This is a genomic window from Microcoleus sp. CZ3-B2, assembly GCF_036705055.1.
GTDB lineage: Bacteria > Cyanobacteriota > Cyanobacteriia > Cyanobacteriales > Microcoleaceae > Microcoleus.
Genome location: NZ_JAUBTN010000024.1, coordinates 18,448 through 37,233 on the forward strand (window position 1 = coordinate 18,448; position 18,786 = coordinate 37,233).

At 46.7% G+C, this 18,786-nt stretch carries 18 protein-coding genes; 9 read left to right on the top strand and 9 right to left on the bottom strand.

Features of this window, described 5'->3' with window-relative positions:
• The first annotated feature begins 180 nt into the window (after nucleotides 1-180).
• The gene (locus QUA97_RS13220; protein ID WP_194066870.1) at nucleotides 181-795 is read left to right on the top strand and encodes a hypothetical protein; all 615 of its coding nucleotides are present in this window, start codon (nucleotides 181-183) and stop codon (nucleotides 793-795) included.
• Here the strand turns inward: QUA97_RS13220 and QUA97_RS13225 are convergent.
• The 3 genes from QUA97_RS13225 to QUA97_RS13235 all read right to left on the bottom strand — a co-directional run bounded on the left by QUA97_RS13225 (nucleotide 763) and on the right by QUA97_RS13235 (nucleotide 2,555).
• Nucleotides 763-1,704, bottom strand: coding sequence for a hypothetical protein (locus tag QUA97_RS13225; RefSeq protein ID WP_194066869.1), 942 nt, complete (start codon nucleotides 1,702-1,704; stop codon nucleotides 763-765). The two genes, QUA97_RS13220 and QUA97_RS13225, sit on opposite strands and share 33 nt — an antisense overlap.
• A gap of 268 nt (nucleotides 1,705-1,972) precedes the next feature.
• The gene (locus QUA97_RS13230) at nucleotides 1,973-2,119 is read right to left on the bottom strand and encodes a hypothetical protein (protein ID WP_194066868.1); all 147 of its coding nucleotides are present in this window, start codon (nucleotides 2,117-2,119) and stop codon (nucleotides 1,973-1,975) included.
• 190 nt (nucleotides 2,120-2,309) lie between these two features.
• Nucleotides 2,310-2,555 carry a hypothetical protein gene (locus tag QUA97_RS13235; RefSeq protein WP_194066867.1) on the bottom strand — a complete coding sequence of 82 codons (246 nt, stop codon included), beginning with the start codon at nucleotides 2,553-2,555 and terminating at the stop codon, nucleotides 2,310-2,312.
• A gap of 249 nt (nucleotides 2,556-2,804) precedes the next feature.
• Between QUA97_RS13235 and QUA97_RS13240 the strand changes: the two genes are divergently transcribed.
• The 3 genes from QUA97_RS13240 (at nucleotide 2,805) to QUA97_RS13250 (ending at nucleotide 6,529) form a co-directional block, all read left to right on the top strand.
• On the top strand, nucleotides 2,805-3,692 hold the full coding sequence (locus tag QUA97_RS13240) for an MBL fold metallo-hydrolase (protein ID WP_194066866.1): 888 nt from the start codon (nucleotides 2,805-2,807) through the stop codon (nucleotides 3,690-3,692).
• A gap of 211 nt (nucleotides 3,693-3,903) precedes the next feature.
• Complete coding sequence (locus QUA97_RS13245; protein ID WP_333194846.1) at nucleotides 3,904-5,121, top strand: bifunctional riboflavin kinase/FAD synthetase; 1,218 nt, start codon at nucleotides 3,904-3,906, stop codon at nucleotides 5,119-5,121.
• Nucleotides 5,122-5,620: 499 nt separating this feature from the next.
• Complete coding sequence (locus QUA97_RS13250; protein WP_333194847.1) at nucleotides 5,621-6,529, top strand: AAA family ATPase; 909 nt, start codon at nucleotides 5,621-5,623, stop codon at nucleotides 6,527-6,529.
• 261 nt (nucleotides 6,530-6,790) lie between these two features.
• Here QUA97_RS13250 and QUA97_RS13255 read toward each other — a convergent pair whose 3' ends face one another.
• Together QUA97_RS13255 and QUA97_RS13260 are read right to left on the bottom strand one after the other, a co-directional pair.
• A complete protein-coding gene (locus QUA97_RS13255) occupies nucleotides 6,791-7,996 on the bottom strand; it encodes a glycosyltransferase (RefSeq protein WP_333194873.1) in 1,206 nt (401 codons plus the stop codon).
• 382 nt (nucleotides 7,997-8,378) lie between these two features.
• Entirely contained in the window at nucleotides 8,379-8,531 is a 153-nt protein-coding gene (locus QUA97_RS13260) for a hypothetical protein (protein ID WP_333194848.1), read from the bottom strand.
• A gap of 167 nt (nucleotides 8,532-8,698) precedes the next feature.
• Between QUA97_RS13260 and QUA97_RS13265 the strand changes: the two genes are divergently transcribed.
• Together QUA97_RS13265 and QUA97_RS13270 are read left to right on the top strand one after the other, a co-directional pair.
• Nucleotides 8,699-9,025 carry an MgPME-cyclase complex family protein gene (locus QUA97_RS13265; protein WP_194066861.1) on the top strand — a complete coding sequence of 109 codons (327 nt, stop codon included), beginning with the start codon at nucleotides 8,699-8,701 and terminating at the stop codon, nucleotides 9,023-9,025.
• Nucleotides 9,022-9,759 carry a hypothetical protein gene (locus QUA97_RS13270; RefSeq protein ID WP_194066860.1) on the top strand — a complete coding sequence of 246 codons (738 nt, stop codon included), beginning with the start codon at nucleotides 9,022-9,024 and terminating at the stop codon, nucleotides 9,757-9,759. The genes QUA97_RS13265 and QUA97_RS13270 overlap by 4 nt, the downstream gene beginning before the upstream one ends.
• Before the next feature lie 176 nt (nucleotides 9,760-9,935).
• Here QUA97_RS13270 and QUA97_RS13275 read toward each other — a convergent pair whose 3' ends face one another.
• Nucleotides 9,936-12,029: a tetratricopeptide repeat protein gene (locus tag QUA97_RS13275; RefSeq protein ID WP_333194849.1), complete on the bottom strand. Its 2,094-nt coding sequence runs from the start codon at nucleotides 12,027-12,029 to the stop codon at nucleotides 9,936-9,938.
• A gap of 346 nt (nucleotides 12,030-12,375) precedes the next feature.
• On the bottom strand, nucleotides 12,376-13,311 hold the full coding sequence (locus QUA97_RS13280) for an NAD-dependent epimerase/dehydratase family protein (RefSeq protein WP_333194850.1): 936 nt from the start codon (nucleotides 13,309-13,311) through the stop codon (nucleotides 12,376-12,378).
• 230 nt (nucleotides 13,312-13,541) lie between these two features.
• Between QUA97_RS13280 and dnaG the strand changes: the two genes are divergently transcribed.
• Nucleotides 13,542-15,542, top strand: a complete 2,001-nt coding sequence (dnaG, locus tag QUA97_RS13285; RefSeq protein WP_194066857.1) for a DNA primase — start codon at nucleotides 13,542-13,544, stop codon at nucleotides 15,540-15,542.
• A 46-nt stretch (nucleotides 15,543-15,588) separates the two neighbouring features.
• Here the strand turns inward: dnaG and QUA97_RS13290 are convergent, their stop codons facing one another.
• Nucleotides 15,589-16,101, bottom strand: coding sequence for a pentapeptide repeat-containing protein (locus tag QUA97_RS13290; protein ID WP_194066856.1), 513 nt, complete (start codon nucleotides 16,099-16,101; stop codon nucleotides 15,589-15,591).
• A gap of 38 nt (nucleotides 16,102-16,139) precedes the next feature.
• On the opposite strand from QUA97_RS13290, the gene QUA97_RS13295 reads away from it, so the two are divergent.
• Entirely contained in the window at nucleotides 16,140-16,673 is a 534-nt protein-coding gene (locus QUA97_RS13295) for a YraN family protein (RefSeq protein ID WP_442921932.1), read from the top strand.
• A gap of 332 nt (nucleotides 16,674-17,005) precedes the next feature.
• Here the strand turns inward: QUA97_RS13295 and QUA97_RS13300 are convergent, their stop codons facing one another.
• The gene (locus QUA97_RS13300; protein ID WP_194012871.1) at nucleotides 17,006-17,395 is read right to left on the bottom strand and encodes a hypothetical protein; all 390 of its coding nucleotides are present in this window, start codon (nucleotides 17,393-17,395) and stop codon (nucleotides 17,006-17,008) included.
• Nucleotides 17,396-17,542: 147 nt separating this feature from the next.
• On the opposite strand from QUA97_RS13300, the gene queA reads away from it, so the two are divergent.
• The gene (gene queA / locus QUA97_RS13305; protein WP_333194851.1) at nucleotides 17,543-18,673 is read left to right on the top strand and encodes a tRNA preQ1(34) S-adenosylmethionine ribosyltransferase-isomerase QueA; all 1,131 of its coding nucleotides are present in this window, start codon (nucleotides 17,543-17,545) and stop codon (nucleotides 18,671-18,673) included.
• Nucleotides 18,674-18,786 lie beyond the last annotated feature (113 nt).

An 18,786-nucleotide genomic window follows, 5' to 3' on the forward strand; every position in this document is an offset into this window, starting at 1 on the left:
GTGAGCCAATCAAGAATAATTAATTACCATATTTTGCGGAGCAGTCGATTTTGAGGTTGAAAGTCCTTGTTAGAGGCGATCGGTTTTCGATTCCGGCGTTGCAGGTTTGGCAATTTCCCGCCTCGCCACTATCAATTCCCAAACACCAGAAACAACCAATTTCAGGGAGATTTACTAAAAATGCAACTGCTCAGGAAACGGGATCGCGAGGGTTTTATGGTTGACGCACAGAGTCTTCGATCGGACGGGTTTGCAGAATTTGATACAGCCTGTCGAAGCATGGATTTAAACGGCAAAAAGTCTTTAGTCGCCATTCCCGAACGATCGGGCGCTGGGCTAGACGTGCGATCGCGCGCCACGGTACCGGCGATCGTCCGCCTAGCTTTAGAAGATTTGAAATGCTTTGAAGTAGTAGAACACCAGTTTGCACATTGGGGGGTGACTTTTAGCAATGCTGTAGCCATCCAACCTTCAAACCCAGCATTTTTCACCAGTTTTGGGAGAACAGTGCTAATGGGAGCGCCAAAAAGCGGATTGATAGAAGTAACTTTCAAGCATCCTGTTCGCAGCGTGTCAGGACTTGTCACCAGTTCGCGGCGAACTGTTTTATCGGCTTGCGACATTGACGGACACCTAATTGTTCAGGATGAAATGCCTGCACCGAATCTGGTAGGCTCTAATTCTCCGATCGCCCCTAGCACTCCCCTGCGTGTCAAAGCTCCGAATATTCATCGAATTACTTTTTATGCTTTTGACGGTCAGCTAATAGTCGATGACTTTATTTTTGGATTTTGAACTGGTGCCATAGGTATCATCCCAAGTCTGCAAACCTTCGAGAAGGGCATTGCGGACTAAAGCTTCCGGTTCTTGACTCAGCATCAGGCGAAAACACTCGGCAGCGCGGGTTAGGGCTATCCTGTTCCTTGGCTTGGCGGGCTGATTTTTGACAAAACTCCGATGGCCAAACCCACCGTTATTTACCAAATCGGTCATTTGCCGCACTGCAATCAAACGCTTCACGGGGTCAGCATCGGTCAAATCTGCCAGGATGCGATCGACCGTGGCTTCATCTTTTGAGGCTCCCATACTCAGCGCTTGTCGCAGCAGCAGCCCTGCAATGGCGATCGTCCCAAAGTTTTGCAAAATCAGGCTCGCAGCCATCCAGTGGCTGCTTGAGTCCGCCCAAATCGCCAAACTCATGTAAGCGCCCAAGGTAGCAATGCCGCCGGTGCCCGCTGCTAAAATAAACCGACGGTTCGGGCTATCCCAAAATTGCTCGACTTGCGATCGCAGCAATTGCCACTCCCGCGACTCTCCTCGGTAAACCAGCATCATGGCTGCGATTCCGAGCCCTGTCGAAAACAGTAACTGACTGTTCCACAACGCCCAAATTGCTGCCAGGGTGATAACTGTCAGCCAACCTTTCGATCGAGTCAAACGATTTAGCAACCACTTGACAAAGCCGATAGAACCCACAGGCGATCGGGCCCGATCGGTCTTGGCCTCAGCCCGGAAATATCTTGTTTGGGCAGTCTCTGGGAATCCTCTAGAGCGATCGTCCAGACTGAGTTCTCTCAAACCTCGCGCATCAGTGATATCCTCAGACAGGTCGAGGGGGGGGAGCTTACTGAGTTGCCAAGTGCGATCGGATACTTGCACTGGCGATCTATTCAGCTTGGTTGTAGTTTTTTTAACTTGATTCATAGTGACTTTTTTGATAAATAACTTACATTTATCCCGGCGTTTTTAGCACGGATTTAAATGCTCGGAAAACAAGACTCTGACACTAGACTTGAGTTGCACTCTGCATCGCAGATTATATTGAATTATCTGCGTCGGTCGGTGTCGATCCGGTTGAAATCTGGCGTTAACCGATCGAATATTGATGCAATCTTGGTCTCCTCTATGATATCATCGGAAATTAAAACCCGTCGTGGTGAACACCTCAACTGCGCTGAATTCCCAGCCATCATTACAAAAAATCCAGCAATTGCAGATTGTTAAAAAAAGTACGAATACAGGTCAACAGCGAATATTTCTGACTCACTTTTGAGACAGTGCGGGCGATCGCACCGCGCCGCGGGCCGACAAGCAGTCCCCCAAAGAATACGCGACGCAAATTTAGCCTTTGGGGCCTGGGCCCGGGAAATCGTCGCTGTGCCCGGATGTCGGATCGGGCTGTGTTCGCAGGTTGAGCGTTTGGATCGACAGCCGCAGGTGAAACCCCAGAATTGCAACAGTCTTGTGGGAAAATCCATAGCAGGATCGTTCCTAAACTGCTAAGATTTTTGAATAAGAATCCGAAATAATCAAGTCTGGTAAATTAGCCGTAATTCTAGTATGGGGCAGGAAGCGTCGCGCCCGATCGCCAACCAACCCAGATATCTCGATATTACGGTCGATCGACCCGAAATGATAGCATCCAAGCCGCTTCCGGTGGTTCCAACCCGTAAACCTGCAGCGCCAAAACCGACTGCTGCAGCTTGTACCGGCAAAGGCGGAAGCAGGAGAAATATAGACTGCAAGACCAGACTCAGGCCCAAGTTCTGCTTCAAATTGTGTCTGCAAGGGTTAGGCTAGTGAAGAAAAGAAAATAATAGTTGCGATCGAGACTTCATCAGTCTACGTTGTAATTTCTTATCCTGTCGTCAAGCTCAACAGTTTTAGATTCTCTGGCAAACGAAATGCTTGACACCGATCGTGCAAAACTCGACAGTCAAAGAACAGAGGTTTGACGGCAAAGCCCTTACCAATATGTAAACATTTTACCGATGGCTCGCCGGAGTAATCTTGCAGGAAAACCCATGTCTAGTATGCAAAACCAATTCACGGTTCACTTCTGGGGCGTTAGAGGTAGCATAGCCTCTCCCGGAGCCGAAACAGTACGTTACGGGGGCAACACACCCTGTATAGAAATGCGAGTGGGTGAGAGCCGCCTAATTTTTGATGGCGGTACTGGATTGCGGGTTTTGGGACAAACTCTCCTGTCGCAGATGCCCGTAGAAGCTCATATGTTTTTTACTCACTCCCACTGGGATCACATTCAAGGATTCCCATTTTTTGTCCCCGCTTTTCTTAAGGGTAATTGTTTTCACATCTATGGGGCAGTGGCTCCTAATAAGGCTACGATCCAGCAGCGGCTAAACGACCAGATGCTTCACCCCAATTTTCCCGTGCCTCTGCAAATTATGGGGGCCGACCTGAAATTTAACGATATAGAAGTGGGCAAACCGCTGGAAATCGGAGAAATCAAGGTGGAAACTGCTTTGTTGAACCATCCGGGGGAAGCTATGGGCTACCGGGTGAACTGGCGGGGCTATGCGGCGGCTTACGTGACTGATACCGAACATTTTCCCGATCGTTTAGACGAAAATGTGCTGTATTTGGCTCGGGATGCTGAGGTGCTGATCTACGATGCTACTTATACCGATGAGGAGTATTATGCGGAAAAGTCTAGCAGGGTTGGCTGGGGACATTCGACTTGGCAGGAAGCGGTGAAGGTGGCAAAGGCTGCTAATGTCAAGAAGCTGGTGATTTTTCACCACGACCCGCTACACAATGACGAGTTTTTAGACAAGGTGGGAGAGCAGGTGGCTCAAAGGTTCCCGAACAGTTTGATGGCGCGGGAAGGTTTGTCGTTACAGTTGCTGCCTCCGGGTGAGATATCTGAAGAAGTCGGTGCAAGCGCCTAAAGTGCTTGTCTGAGGAATTTGAGATTGGCCTGCAAGTTCTGAAATCTTGAGGTCGGAAATTTCAAATTGAAGTTAGGACTGACCTTACTTACCTAAAGACGAGAGACCTCCGAGACTCTCGCAGCGCGAGAGTCAATTCTTTAATCTTTAATCTTTCATCTCAAATCGACGCTTCGATCGCACGCGGGCTAATTATGTCAAAATGTAAAGCGTGTTGCTAACTTCTTCCTGTACCGCTGCTCTGACTCCAACTGCCGTTGCCTTGGGAAACTTTGATGGTTTGCACCTAGGGCACCGACAAGTCGTGCAGCCAATTTTAAATCGATCGCCTAAATCAAATTCTGCGACTGTTTCGGTGTCGGCGCAATCCTCGCGCTCAAACCCTGGCCAAGATGCAAATTTGGAAAGCAAACCTTCGGTAAGCTGGGACAACGACTCAGCAGCACCGCCCGATACAGCCGACAGCGGCCTTAATTTCAATGGTTCGATCGCCCTCGGTCAGGCTGTGGGTAACAGCTTCTCTGGGCTCGATTCTAATGGGGTAGATCGGCTTTACAGCACTGTGCTGACATTCGCTCCGCACCCGCAAGAATTTTTTACAGGTAAACCCAGAAAACTGCTGACACCTCTGGCCCAAAAGGTAGAATTGCTCGCAGCAATGGGTGTTGAGCAACTGGTACTGCTGCCGTTCGATCGAGAACTGGCGGCCTTGACTGCTGACGAGTTTGTCGAAAAAATTCTGGTGCGACAACTGCAAGCGAGTCGAATTAGCGTGGGGGTTGATTTTCGGTTCGGGCACCGACGCGCGGGGACGGCTGTGGATTTGCAGTCGATCGCCTCGGGTTACGGTATTGATGTGACTCTGGTAACGCTGCACAATTGCGATGAAGGCGATCGGATCAGCAGTTCTGCCATCCGAGAAGGTCTGGCATCCGGCGACCTCAGAAAAGCCAATCAGTTGCTGGGCAGATCCTACACTTTAGTCGGGACTGTGGTTGGAGGACAGCGACTCGGCAGGACGATCGGATTTCCTACTGCTAATATCGAACTGCCGCCAGAAAAATTTTTGCCTTGTTTTGGCGTGTACGCGGTGCGAGTCTCGGTGAAAAATGGAGGAGAAAATATCAAATATCCAAATTCTTCCTATAAGTGGGAAAATCCGCAATCTTTAATCGCCCAAAAACCGTCAAATTTATCATTCATAAATGGAGTGATGAATATTGGCCGCCGCCCGACGGTAGACGGTTTACAACTCACTGTAGAAGTTCACTTGTTAGATTGGTCGGGGGATTTGTACGGTAAAACCTTGAGCGCAAGTTTGGTAGAGTTTTTGCGACCCGAACAAAAATTCGCATCTCTGGATGCTCTCAAAACTCAAATTCAAGCCGATTGCGATGTTGCTAGAAAAGTTTTAGCTGCTAATGGTTAATATATCTATTGCAAAAATATTTGTTAATCCAAACTTCGGAGCGGCTAGAAGCCCATCCGAATTATGAATTCATTGTGTACAGTTTTACTTGGGCGATTGAAATCGCGTCTACACAAACGAAGTCCTAGCTGAGAGGAACTAGGAATCAAATAACCAGCAATGAAAAACCAACAATTAGCAAAGTAAATCAACGTAATTAACGTAAAAGGGGGAACGCTTAAAAAGCTAGCTGTGTATTTCTTCTTCCTTGTTCCTTCAATCTAATGACTAATGACTAATGACTAATGACTAATGACTACTGACTACTGACTAATGACTAATGACTAATGACTAATGACTAATGACTAATGACTAATGACTACTGACTAATGACTAATGACTAATGACTAATGACTAATGACTAATGACTAATGACTAATGACTACTGACTACTGACTACTGACTACTGACTACTGACTACTGACTACTGACTAATAACTTCTACTTAAAAATCAGGGATATGAGAGAACACATTGAGCGGCTAAAACAAAATCTAGGCAAGACGATTGTGGGAAAAGCGGATGCTATTCGCTTGGTGCTTGTAGCCGTGCTTTCGGGCGGGCACGCGCTGCTGGAAGATGTGCCTGGTGTAGGAAAAACGCTGCTGGCGAAGTCTTTGGCGCGATCGATCGATGGGAAGTTTCAGCGGATTCAGTGCACTCCCGATTTGTTACCGACTGATATCACCGGTACTAATATTTGGAATCCCCGCAGCGGAGAGTTTGAATTTTTGCCCGGGCCAGTTTTTGCTAATGTTTTGCTTGCTGATGAAATCAACCGGGCGACGCCGCGAACTCAGTCTGCTTTGCTGGAAGTGATGGAAGAAAAGCAGGTGACGGTAGACGGAATTTCTCGGAGTGTTCCGGCACCGTTTTTTGTGATTGCGACTCAAAACCCGATCGAATATCAAGGCACTTTTCCGCTACCGGAAGCGCAGATGGATCGGTTTACTTTGTCTTTGACTTTGGGCTATCCCGCTGCGTTGGAAGAGTTGCAAATGTTGGAACGGCTGTCTGATACTTTTGCAGTTGAGGATTTGCAGCCTTGTATTTCTTTATCTGAGGTGCAGGAATTGCGCCGCTTGTGTGCTGCGGTGAAGGTAGAAGGCTCTTTGAAGCAGTATATTGTTGATTTGGTGCGATCGACCCGCGAGGATGAAGAGATTACTCTGGGAGTGAGTCCCCGGGGTGCGGTGGCTTTACACCGGGCGTCCCAGGCTTTGGCATTTATGGAGGGCCGGGATTTTGCTACTGATGATGATGTTAAGTATGTGGCGCCGCACGTACTTTCTCACCGGTTGATTCCGGCGGGGGGAAGGAGGGCTAAGACGATTGTCGATCGATTATTGCGGTCTGTTCCTATTCCTTAAAAAGCATTGAGATTAATATTATCCACAGTCAGGACACGGCAATGCCGTGTCCCTACAATTAATCGGGCGATGGTGACATTTTAGGGGATCTCGTGATTATTTTGGGGTAGGGAAACGGCACTGCCGTGTCCTCAGTTGCTTGTTTTCTCGCGAGAAAAATTGATTGTTTTGAGGTAGGGAAACGGCATTGCTGTATCCTTTTTATATCAAATATTTTGGGTAGGGAAACGGCATTGCCGTATCCTCAATTGCCTTTTTAAATCACTCGATAGAACTTTCAAACAGCGCGACTAATTTTTTTGCTTCTAAATCGATATTGTGTTGTTTAGCTACCCGTTCTGCTCCTGTTTTCCCCATTTCTTCTAGCTTTTCTAAAGGTGCTTCCAAGGCCGCGCGCATCGCCACAGCTAATGCTTCTACGGAACCGGGAGGAACTAACCAACCGCAAACACCGGGTTCTACGAGTTCCGGGATGCCGGCAACATAGGTGCTAATTACGGGCCGATTCAGAGCGAGGGCTTCCATAATTACGACGGGTAAACCTTCGGCAAAACTTGGCAATACCATGGCGCGGGAAGCTAAAATTTCTTGCTGAACTCGATCGCCACTGGCCCAGCCGGTAATTTCTATATAGTTTTGCAGATTGAGTTGTGCAATCTGCTGTTCAATTTCAGCTCGCAGCGGCCCGTCTCCAACAAATACCAATTTAAACTCCAAGCCTTGAATTGCTAGCTTGCTGGCGGCTTCTAGCAATAACAAATGGCCTTTTTGTTCGCTGAGCCGGCCGACACAAACTAGGCCGGGTGCTGCGGGTATGGGGACGTGCGCGTGAACTAAAAAAGCTGCATCGACTCCGCAGTGTATGACGTGGATTTTTGACCAATAAGTGCGATCGCACCACCGAAAAAGCTGACTTTTACCGAAGGAACTGACTGCTGCTACAAAGGTCGATCGTTTAATTTTTTCGTCTAAGGAAAGAAGTGTAGCTTTATCAAATTCTTCGGGGCCGTGAACTGTGAAACTGTAAGTCGGGCCGCCCAGCACGCGGCACAGCATGGCAACTGTTGTGGAATTTGTGCCGAAGTGAGCGTGAACGTGTTCTGTACCGGATTCTGCAAACCAATTTAAAAGAATGCAAGCTTCTGCTAAATAAGCTAGATGCAGCAAAATCCCCCGTTCCGAGTGCCAGCCAACTTGGAACATTAACTGCACAGCTTGGAGGAATCGAATTGGTCTAGTTGCGGCAACGCGCAGCAAACCCCACGCTAGGCCCTGTACGCCAACTCCTAAGATTACTTTAGTCAATTCTTGCTCTAGTTTGTCGGCTTCATCAACGAGTTCTGACTCGCAGGATCGGACCGAAAAACGTGCGATTTTTATGCCGCATTTTTCCACTGCGAGTATTTCTCTGCGGACAAAGCTGTGGCTGACTTTGGGGTATTGGTTGACTAGATAGGCGATATTCATGAAGGGGGAGAAAATTTTATGGTAAAACTTAGATAAGTTTAGCCTTTGGCTGCATTCCCTGGGCAACAAATTTAGCTGATTTGTTGAGCTTATTTGAGCATGGGTTGAGGGCGATCGCTTTTGGGGGAACGGGGAAGTGACAGCGGGGCGATCGCCCTGCGGCGCGAGCAAATCAATCCACACATTTTACATTTTTAATACAATAGTCAGGACTGTTTTTAGGTAGTAGTCACAAACCCTTGATTTTCCCGCAAGCAGTTTGCTCGCCATGAAAGCCTTTTTTTAGGGATCGCAATCAAAAACTCTCTCAAGTGTTTTCCTATGCAAACCACTCCCAATCAGGTTGAACAACCCCCAGATTTCCTGAATAATTGGTAATTATTCAACGTGCAATTCCATCTAATTTCCTATTGTCACCTAAATTTTCCCAAAAATCACCAGCCCGAAAAATCATCGCCCAAATCCCCAAAAAACCTGCAACTCTCGCAACTCTCACAACTCCCCGAACTCTCACCACCAAAGATTTTTCAGACACAACTTGCTCTGCACCTACCCAAAATGACAGCAATAAGGTAAAGTAAACGGCACAAGAGTCTAGAACTCTCCAACGACCGCAACTCGGCCAACCCGCCCCTGACCAGCAAAACTGGCAGATACAGGCGGCTTTAACCGCTAACCGTCAACCCCTAACAACCGACAAAAATGCAAACCTACTACTACGTTTTAGCCAGCCAACGCTTTTTGCTAGAAGAAGAAGCCCTTGATGAAGTGTTTAAAGAAAGAATTCGCAATTACAACGAACAAGAAAAACAAATAGACTTCTGGTTGGTCAAACAGCCAGCTTTTCTAGAAGATGCGACAATGGCAGAAGTCAAAGCAAAATGCCCTCAACCCGCAGCAGCCATTATTTCCACCGATCCTGTTTTCATTACATGGTTGAAACTTCGACTAGAATATGTACTGACAGGTGAGTTTCAAGCACCGTCAGCAAATATTCCCGATGCCCTCGCATCGCTACAGACAGCATGAATCAACTAGCAAAAGAATCTACAGCTAAGCTAGGAAAATTAACGGGAAAATTGTACAATATTTTTGTCTTTTTTCCCCTATTTTCTGCTACGACGATCGCTCTTTTGACCTTGACAATTTTATCGAGTTCTGTTAAAGCTCAGTCGAGCTGCGAACCGCCGCTGTCCGACGAATATCTACTGTTAATTGTCACCCGAACACCCGAACAGCAAGAAAAAGCAAAACGCTCTTTTCCCGGAAATACTGACAATACAGTTTGTCGGTACATCAACGATACGGTGACGCGAGTTGGTGGCTTTCGCGACTCGCAAATTGCTAGCGATTGGGTTAAATATATCGAAGATGTTGTCGGATTGCAAGCTTATGTAGTACGATCGCCCGCAGCGGCACTTCCTCAAAATTTGCCCGTCTACAACCCTGAACCAGCAACAGGTTCTGAACCAATCGCCAATCCTCAAACCGGTAATATTGGGTTCAATCCCCAAGCCCTAGGCCCCGGTTATGCAGTGTTAGTGGATTATTTCAATCAACCGGAATTAGCCACCCAAGTCAAGCAAGCATTGGGCACGCAAGTAGGCTTGGCTTCCTACGGCCAGCGTCCTTTTTTATTCGTCGCTTATACCACGGATCAAAATGCCGCTACTGCTGCGGTAAAAGCATTGAGCGATCGAGGTTTTTGGCCGATGTTGGTAGACAGCCGCCGCGTTACGGTAATTAGTCCTGCTGTTAGGTGAAAGTTCACCTATCTCCATTATCATTCGGCGATTGAAATCGCTTCTTGTCGCACAAAGTCCGCGCAACGCGAGACTAAGAGTAATACCACGATCGTTCGGCGATTGAAATCGCTTTTTATCACACAAAGTCCGCGAAGGCGGACTAAGAAGTAATAGCAAATTTAGTTAAGAATTAATTATTGTTGTTTGAGCTGTAGCCCATTGTTTCCAAGCTGACTTTCGGCCCGCTTTTTTGCCTCGATTGCGGCTCCGTAATCCGGTTTGTAGCGAATTGCTTTATCATAGGAGGCGATCGCATCTCCGTATCTTTTTACCGCTACCAGCGCATTGCCGCGGCTGTACCAAGCTTCCGAATAGTCCGGCTTGACATAGACGGCTTCGTTGTAAGAGGCGATCGCATCTTCGTACCGCTGCAAATTGTACTGAGCATTGCCTCTATTGTACCACGCTTGAAATTCTTTCGGATTCAAATCTAAGGCTTTGCTGTAACACTCAATTGCTTGTTCGTACCGACGCAATTCGTGGTACGACCAGCCTAAATTATACCATGCTTGATAATAATCTGGTTTTAATTTAACAGCTTTTTCGTAAGCTTCTACCGCTTCTTTATGCCTCCGCATTTTCAGCAAAGCGATGCCTTTACTGTACCAGGCTTGATAAAAATTTGGCTGAAACCGCACGGCTTTTTCGTAGGCTTCCAAAGCTTCTTGATTTTTGTTTAATTCTAGGAAAACATTGCCTAAATTGTACCAAGCCTCAGAATTGTCAAATTTGATTTCAACTGCTTGTTGATAGGATTCTACGGCGCGATCGTACTGTTTTAATTTTTGGTAAGCTTGCCCCATATTGTACCGCGCCCGGTACGAATTTGGCTGAAATTGTACGGCTTTTTCGTAGGATGCGATCGCTTCTTCGTAGCGCTGGGAATCTAACAGGGTATCGCCTTTTCCTTCCCACGCTGCGGCATAGTCGGGCTGGATTTTTAAAGCGTTGTCAAAAGATGCGATCGCCTCTTGAGACTGTTGCAACTTATCCAAAGCATAACCGCGTCCCGTCCAAGCTTCCAAATATTCCGGCTTTAATTCTATTGCTCGATCGTAAGCTAACTGCGATTCCCGATATTTTTTCAATTCATATAAAGTTTTAGCTTTTTCCTGCCAAACTTCCGCGTAGTCTGGCCTGAGAGTTATTGCTCGATCGTAAGCTGCCAGAGCTTCTTCAAATCGGCTTAAATTGTAAAGGGTATTTCCTCGGTTGTACAAATCAGTTGCATTGGCAGAATTAAAAGTATGTACACCATAAATTGATGCGAGAATCGTGATGCCAATCACACCGGCGAGCGCCCCAATTTTTAAATATAGTTTTTGACCAGGTTTAGGCGACTTTTTCGCAGCAGCAACCGGAGGCAATGCCGGCATCGTACCGCTGAAAGATTTTTTCAATTCTTTAATAGCTTCCAGTGTTTCGCCGGCACTAGAATAGCGCTGCCGAAAATCGTACTTTACCATCCGATCTAAAATCTTGGCAAATTCAGGACTCACCGATGCTTTATCCTGCCAAATAATTTCCTCTGTATTCGGATCTTTGGTCATTTGATGAGGATTGATGCCCGTGAGAAACTGAATTGCGATCGCCCCTGCGGCATAAATATCGCTGCTGAGTTTCGGATTACCGTGAGCTTGTTCGCTGGGCATATAACCGGGAGTTCCGATGCTCACACTTAAGCTATTCTTCGGCTGAGGATTAGTAATTTGAGTAGTGATTTCTTTAACTGCTCCAAAGTCGATTAACACTAACTTATTATCTCGATTTCGGCGCAGGATATTGCGAGGATTTACATCGCGGTGAATCACATTTTGCTGGTGTACAAAATCTAAGATTTCGAGAACTTCCTCCAATATACAAATAACTCGCTCTTCCTTCATGCCTCCGGCATTTCCCGGAGAAGCGGGCGTAATTTCTTGACTTAAATCGTGACCTTCGATAAATTCTTGAACGAGATAAAACTCTTGATTTTCTTCAAAATAAGCAAAAAGTTGCGGAATGCGATCGTGATTTCCCAACTTGTACAAAACCTGTGCTTCAGTATCGAACAAACGTCGGGCTATCTGTAGAGTTTCCGGATCGGTTGCTTGAGGTTTAAGCTGCTTGACGACACAGAGGTGATTGCCTGGTAGCTGTTTATCTTCAGCTAAATAAGTTTGAGCAAATCCGCCGCCTCCCAAGTGACGGATAATGCTGTAGCGCGTGCTGAGTGTGATTCCAAGCATGAAATTTACCTAATATTTCCGAGTCTTTCTCCCCTTTCGGAGTAAAACAGGGGTTGGGGGAAAGGTTTTGTATTTGATTAAGTTTAACTAATTTGCGATCGCCCTTGTGGCACAAAGCTTGTGAAAATACCAGTAGATTCTACCGACAATCGGTAAAATTGTCGGCGAATCATGTTAGCAGTGACATTTCAGATGCGTAGGATGCGGATTGTACACTTTACTTTGATTTAACATGGTTTAGACCCATGGGCTAGAAACCCGGTTTCTACGATTTTTACGAACAATAACGATAAATTTACGAAGAAACCGGGTTTCTGATGTCAGCGCGCGCCAGTTTGATTTTACCTTAAACAGCTTTCAAAATTTCATCATCAACCGAAAAATCTATCTCGGCTTTGTCCCTTCCCGAAACTACATAATCATTCTGAAAAGAATCTTTCAATCCCGAAACTAAGTCAAATTCTGGTTGCCAGTTAAGCTCGGTAACAGCTTTATTAACTGAGGCAAAAAAGTGCTGCACCCGCATCGGAAAAGCTTTCTTTTTACCGAAGTCAAATTGTTTCGGATCGTAGTGTACAATTTTGATAGCATCGGGCGATTTGCCGGCGGCTTGAATGCAGGCGCGGGCTAAACCGTCAAAGGTGACAAATCGATCGCCCGAAACGTTGTAAATTTGCCCTCGAGCCCTTTCATTCCCCAAAACCGCCGCCATCGCCCTCGCCAAATCCTGACAGTGCCCCAACTGCGTGAAGTGCATACCGTTACCCGGAATCGGAATCGGGCGATCGCGCGCAATGCGATCGAAAAACCAAGCCTCCAAATCGTTATAATTTTGAGGCCCATAAATGTAAGTCGGACGGATCGAAGTCCAAGGCAAACCGGACTCGGCCAAGTAATTTTCCGTTTCGCACTTACCCAAATGCCGGCTTTTGGGATCGGTAGCATCCCCTTCCACGTGAGGCATTTGATCAGACTTCAAATAAACCCCCGCAGAGCTCATGTAAACAAAGTGCTGCACCCGCCCTTTAAATATCTCAGCTAAAGGCTTTGTATCGCTCAGTTCCCGACCGTTGTTGTCAAAAACAGCGTCAAACTCCTCTGTAGATAACTTGTCTTTAAGTTGGTCAAGATTTGTGCGATCGCCCAAAATCTGTTGCACGCCCGCAACCGGCACAGGCTTATTGCCCCGGTTAAACAACACCACCTCATGCCCTTGTGCTGCTAAAATTTTAGTAAGATAAACCCCAATAAACCGAGTACCGCCCATCATCAAAATTCGCATTATTTCCGATGCTCCTTACAGTTAGTTCAAATATTTTACAATAAAATCAGTATCTTGCTTTACTAACAGTTCGCGATCGCATCTAAGCCAAAGAAACCCGGTTTTTCAACCGAAGATCCGGGCCGCCACCTCTATATTTTCCCGAAAAATCCGGTTGCTGCGCCTGCGACTAACTCCGATGGTGCGATCCCCCGAAATAAACATACTTTGAAACCCCCTAAAAAAGCCCTATGCAAATTCCCCGGCTGCACCCAGAAACCATCGAAGAAGTCAAACAAAGAGCCGACATAGTAGACGTTATTTCCGGTCGCGTCATCCTGCGGAAACGCGGCAAAGAATTCGTCGGGTTATGTCCCTTTCACGACGAAAAATCTCCCAGTTTTACCGTCAACCAAGCCAAACAAATGTACTATTGTTTCGGCTGTGGCGCAGGAGGAAATGCCTTTAAATTTCTCATGGAATTAGAGAAAAGATCCTTCAGCGAAGTCGTATTAGAACTTGCTAAAAATTATCAAGTACCAGTCAAAACAGTCGAACCAGAACACCGACAAGAATTGCAGCGCCAAATTTCCCTGCGCGAACAACTCTATGAAATCTCAGCACTAACAGCCAACTTTTACGAACACGCCTTGCGACAAACCCAAGGAGAAGAACCTTTAGCATATCTCAAATCCGATCGCCAACTCAGTGAAGAAACTATCCAACAATTTCAACTAGGTTATGCGCCCCAAGGTTGGGAAGCACTTTACAGTTATTTAGTAGAACAAAAAAACTATCCAGCGCAATTAGTAGAACAAGCTGGATTAATTGTACCGCGCAAATCAGGCGGTAGCGGCTATTACGATCGCTTCCGCAACCGCATCATGATTCCCATTCGCGACACCCAAGGCAGAGTCATCGGTTTCGGCGGCAGAGCTCTGGGCGACGAACAACCAAAATACCTCAATTCTCCCGAAACAGAACTTTTCGACAAAGGCAAAACCTTATATGCTCTAGATACAGCCAAAACAGCCATTAGCAAAGCCGATCGCGCGATCGTCGTAGAAGGGTACTTTGATGCGATCGCACTGCACGCAGCAGGCATCTCCAACGCCGTAGCATCCCTCGGCACTGCCCTGAGTTTAAACCAAGTGCGGCAGTTATTGCGGTACACAGACTCCAAACAAATTATCCTCAACTTCGACGCAGACAAAGCAGGAAATCAAGCAGCAGCGCGCGCCATTGGAGAAATAGAAAAACTCGCCTATCAAGGAGAAGTACAACTGCGAGTGCTCAACATTCCCGACGGCAAAGATGCCGACGAATACCTCAAAACATACTCCCCGCAACAGTATCGAGAATTGCTTGAAAATGCACCATTATGGCTCGACTGGCAACTACAACAAATGCTAGTAGATCGAGACTTGAAACAAGCAGATACTTACCAGCAAATTACCTCAAAAATTATCAAATTACTAACCAATATTACCGACGACAATCAGCTCACGCATTATTTACAAAAAGGCGCGGAAATCCTCAGTAAAGGAGATTCTCGACTCACCAAAATGCTAACCGAAAACTTACTCAATCAAGTAGTAAGCGATTGGGCAAAGCGGCAAAATCAAGACGAATCTTTGACAATGCCTCTATTGATTAGAAACAAGCTGAGGCCGAACAAACAATATAAAAAGCAGCGCGCCACCGACCAAAACCAAAGCTCAAAACCAGGCTTTTCAGCAGCAGCCCGCAGTCTGTTAGAAGAAGCAGAAGCGCAATTATTGCAGATTTATTTGCACTGTCCCGAATACCGCCAAGAAGTCAGAGAAGCAATAGAAGCTAGAGACGTGCAGTTTAGTCTTTCTCACCACAGATTTTTGTGGCATCAGATTGTGAATACAGAAATATTGCACAAAGCTTATTTACAAATAGCGCCGTCTGAGTTAGTTTTGAAATTGCAAGATATTTTGATAGAATATCCCACTCAACTCGATCAAATCTCCCATTTATTTCACTTAAACGAGTTTTCCGAAAAAAATGTTTATCGCGCACCTTTAGTAATTAGATCGACCATAGCTTGTATCGAGCAAATTATCAGCATCAAGCGGCGGAAAATTGCACTAGATATGTGGAAAAAAACCGATGCTGCTATCGAATATTATCAACAACTCTGCGCCGAACAAGAATGGATAGAAGAATTAGAGAGGCTGCGTCAAGTTAATTTTTACGATTTAACCTCCGTACCTTGGGCTTGAGGTGAAGGACTAAAGTTCTGACTTCAGTCCTTTCTACCACAAACTTTTAGTAATCGCAAAACAGAGTTTCGCGAGTATCTCTACCCGTTACTGAATTAGTACCTTTTGCAACTTCACAAAGTTTTTTGATCGTATCGTCTCGCAGCAGTGTCTCAGTAAAATCAGCACCGTCAATAATCGCTCCTTCCAGTCTGGTATTGTAAGCAAAAGCACCCTCAAGGATAGCATTTGTTAAATTTGCGTTCATCATACGAGCCAAATCCAAAGTTGCACCGCTAAAATTAGCACCTTCTAAATTTGCATCTTCCAGATTGGCGGCAAAAAAGCTCACGCCGCGCAAATCTGCGTTGGTAAAATTGCTGTTGCGAAGATTGGCTTTATTAAAACTGTCGTTAGTCAAAACTTGTCCAGCAAAATCAGCGCCAATGAGGATTTCTTTGTCACGATCCAAGGCGAAAGCAGGTGCGGGCGCGATCGCGATCGCCCCAGCAGCAATTACTGCTAAAATAACAAAACTCAGCAAGAAAGTATAAATATGTTGGCGAATTGTAGAAGTCATACAAGTTAAAGCGAATGGGCAGCGATGACAGTTCACAATTGAATTCTAGCAGAAAGCGCGCGCCTGCTGACCCCAATTCTTCCCAATCCCCCAACTATCGGGATCTGGGCACATTGGGAGAAAACTTAGTCGCCGAGTGGCTGCTGCAGCAAGGTTGGGAAATTTTGCACCGACAGTATCACTGTCGTTGGGGAGAGATTGACATCATCGCCCTTGGAAGAGATGAAGCCAGCTATCAAAACCGAGGCATTCCCCATCACCAATTCCCAACATTAGCATTTGTCGAGGTCAAAACTCGCCGCCGGGGAAATTGGGATCTCGGTGGAATGCTGGCTGTTAGTGCTGCAAAACAAGCCAAACTTTGGCAAACCGCCGAAATATTTTTAAGCACTCGTCCAGATTTAGCAAATAATTCTTGTCGCTTTGATGTCGCCCTCGTCAGGTGCGAACCTTCAGGGCAAAATATTAAGCAAAAATTACCACTATTAACCGCAGCAAATTCTAAATCCGCCCTTACAGGAAACTACCGGCTCACCCTACAAGAATACATTCGAGCGGCTTTTAGTAACTAGAAATATCCTTAAAAATTACATTACAATTGAAAATTAGCTTGTTACCATGCTCTGCCTGGTAACACAGATTCAGAGGCTATGCCTCTTTTTACCTCACCACTTATAGGACTGTAGGATATGTTTAAGTTATTCAATTTTAGTCACTTAAAAATTACCACTGAAAATTAAAAATTCAGGGCTGTTGGTAATTTTAAATTATTAACTTATCTCTATTTTCACGCATCTCGATTTCGATCTTTGATGGACATGGAAACAGGGTTAAATCTTTTCCCCATCTCCCCATCTCCTCCCCCCGGCTGTCTCGTCACGGTTATATCGATCGGCACAGAAGTCTAGGCGAGAGTCTCCGGGCAATATCCCAGACCCTTGACAAATTGCTGGCGAAACGCTTCAATTTCTTTACGGTCGGGGCTGCCGTGACAAACCACCGCCACCTGGTAGCGGCGCATCACGCCTAGTGGCGACTGTCCTGTTTCCAAACTCCACAGTGCCATTTGCAACCGAATTTCTGGATCGTAAGGAATCCCGAGTTCGTTCATAAAAGCCCGAAAATCCCCGTGCATTTGGGGAGTTAGATATTGGCTCATTTTTACCTTCACCACCCAGCCGTCAATTTGGTGAATAACAGTGATAAATTGCAAGGGAAGATGACTAGCCGCGCGCAGGTAATCCACCACTCTCAGAGTGAGGCTAGTATTGGCGATGTAGTAGAGGTATTCCATAACTATCCTTCGAGCAAAGCTGATGCTACACCTCTATCCTCGCGGGCTTTACCCGCGACCACAAGGGGAAAAGCACCCGACTTTGGATGGGGGTTTTTACCCAATTTGTTACCCAGTTGACAGATCGATCGTACAGGAATTTACCCGATGACAGAGATTGACTGGTCTTTGGACGGCTACGACTACGAACTTCCGCCCGAGTACATTGCCCAAAATCCCGCAGTACCGAGGGATAGTTCTCGCTTGCTGGCTGTAGATTCTCCCAGCAGCCACCAACACCGGATTTTCCGGGATTTGCCCGACTTGTTGGAACCGGGAGACTTGCTGGTACTCAATAACACCCGCGTGTTGCCGGCGAGGCTCTACGGGCACAAACCCAACGGCCCGGCTGTGGAGATATTGTTGATGGAAGAACGGCAGCACAACTGCTGGCTGGCTTTGGTTAAACCGGGGAAACGCTTAAAGTTGGGAGCAAAAATTGAGTTCGATCCGCATTGTAATGACTCCGCAGCAGCAGGCCCTTGTTGTTGCCTTCCCCACGGGGATGACCTCGCGAGGCGATTGACTGCGACAGTTATAGAGAGGGACGAGGCAACCGGGGGACGGCTGTTGGAGTTTGACATCCCCACAGATGCGACTCTGGCGAAGTTTTTTGACGAATACGGCTACGTACCCCTGCCGCCCTACATCGACAACTCCCAAGCTGCGCCGGAACAGTATCAGACTGTGTATGCCGATCGGCCGGGGGCAGTGGCAGCCCCCACAGCCGGCTTGCACTTCACCGAAGAATTGTTCGACCGCTTGCAGCAGCGGGGCATCGAAAAAACTTTTGTTACCCTCCACGTCGGGGTAGGGACATTTCGCCCGGTGGAGGTGGAAGACGTGACGACTCACCAAATGCACAACGAATGGGTGGAAGTATCCGCCGCTACTGTGGAGAAAATCCGCGAAACTAAAGCTAGAGGCGGGCGGATTTTTGCCGTAGGTACAACAGCAGTGCGAGCTTTAGAGGGAGCGGCCGCCGCGAGCGGCGATTTTTCGTTGCAGCCTTTTTGCGGCCCGACAAATCTGTTTATTTATCCGGGCTATAAGTGGCGGGTTGTAGACGGGATAATTACCAATTTTCATTTGCCGCGCTCTACTTTGATGATGATGGTAAGCGCGATGATTGGAAGGCCTCGGCTGTTGGATTTGTACCTAAGAGCGATCGAGCATCAGTACCGCTTTTATTCCTTTGGCGATGCCATGCTGATTTTACCGGCTGCAAAGAAGGATTAACTTATATCTGGCACCATTCTCAACTTTTCCTTGAGGGGCGGGCCATCCGCGGCTACCCCACAACCCAATTTATGTGTTGTGGGACAGCCATCGGGCCTGTTAACCGAGAATGG

Bases quoted from the DNA above. Each gene is read 5' to 3' on its own strand.
- QUA97_RS13220 (WP_194066870.1), top strand. From the start codon at position 181: ATGCAACTGCTCAGGAAACGGGATCGCGAGGGTTTTATGGTTGACGCA.
- QUA97_RS13225 (WP_194066869.1), bottom strand. From the start codon at position 1,704: ATGAATCAAGTTAAAAAAACTACAACCAAGCTGAATAGATCGCCAGTG.
- QUA97_RS13240 (WP_194066866.1), top strand. From the start codon at position 2,805: ATGTCTAGTATGCAAAACCAATTCACGGTTCACTTCTGGGGCGTTAGA.
- QUA97_RS13250 (WP_333194847.1), top strand. From the start codon at position 5,621: ATGAGAGAACACATTGAGCGGCTAAAACAAAATCTAGGCAAGACGATT.
- QUA97_RS13255 (WP_333194873.1), bottom strand. From the start codon at position 7,996: ATGAATATCGCCTATCTAGTCAACCAATACCCCAAAGTCAGCCACAGC.
- QUA97_RS13265 (WP_194066861.1), top strand. From the start codon at position 8,699: ATGCAAACCTACTACTACGTTTTAGCCAGCCAACGCTTTTTGCTAGAA.
- QUA97_RS13270 (WP_194066860.1), top strand. From the start codon at position 9,022: ATGAATCAACTAGCAAAAGAATCTACAGCTAAGCTAGGAAAATTAACG.
- QUA97_RS13275 (WP_333194849.1), bottom strand. From the start codon at position 12,029: ATGCTTGGAATCACACTCAGCACGCGCTACAGCATTATCCGTCACTTG.
- QUA97_RS13280 (WP_333194850.1), bottom strand. From the start codon at position 13,311: ATGCGAATTTTGATGATGGGCGGTACTCGGTTTATTGGGGTTTATCTT.
- dnaG (WP_194066857.1), top strand. From the start codon at position 13,542: ATGCAAATTCCCCGGCTGCACCCAGAAACCATCGAAGAAGTCAAACAA.
- QUA97_RS13290 (WP_194066856.1), bottom strand. From the start codon at position 16,101: ATGACTTCTACAATTCGCCAACATATTTATACTTTCTTGCTGAGTTTT.
- QUA97_RS13300 (WP_194012871.1), bottom strand. From the start codon at position 17,395: ATGGAATACCTCTACTACATCGCCAATACTAGCCTCACTCTGAGAGTG.
- queA (WP_333194851.1), top strand. From the start codon at position 17,543: ATGACAGAGATTGACTGGTCTTTGGACGGCTACGACTACGAACTTCCG.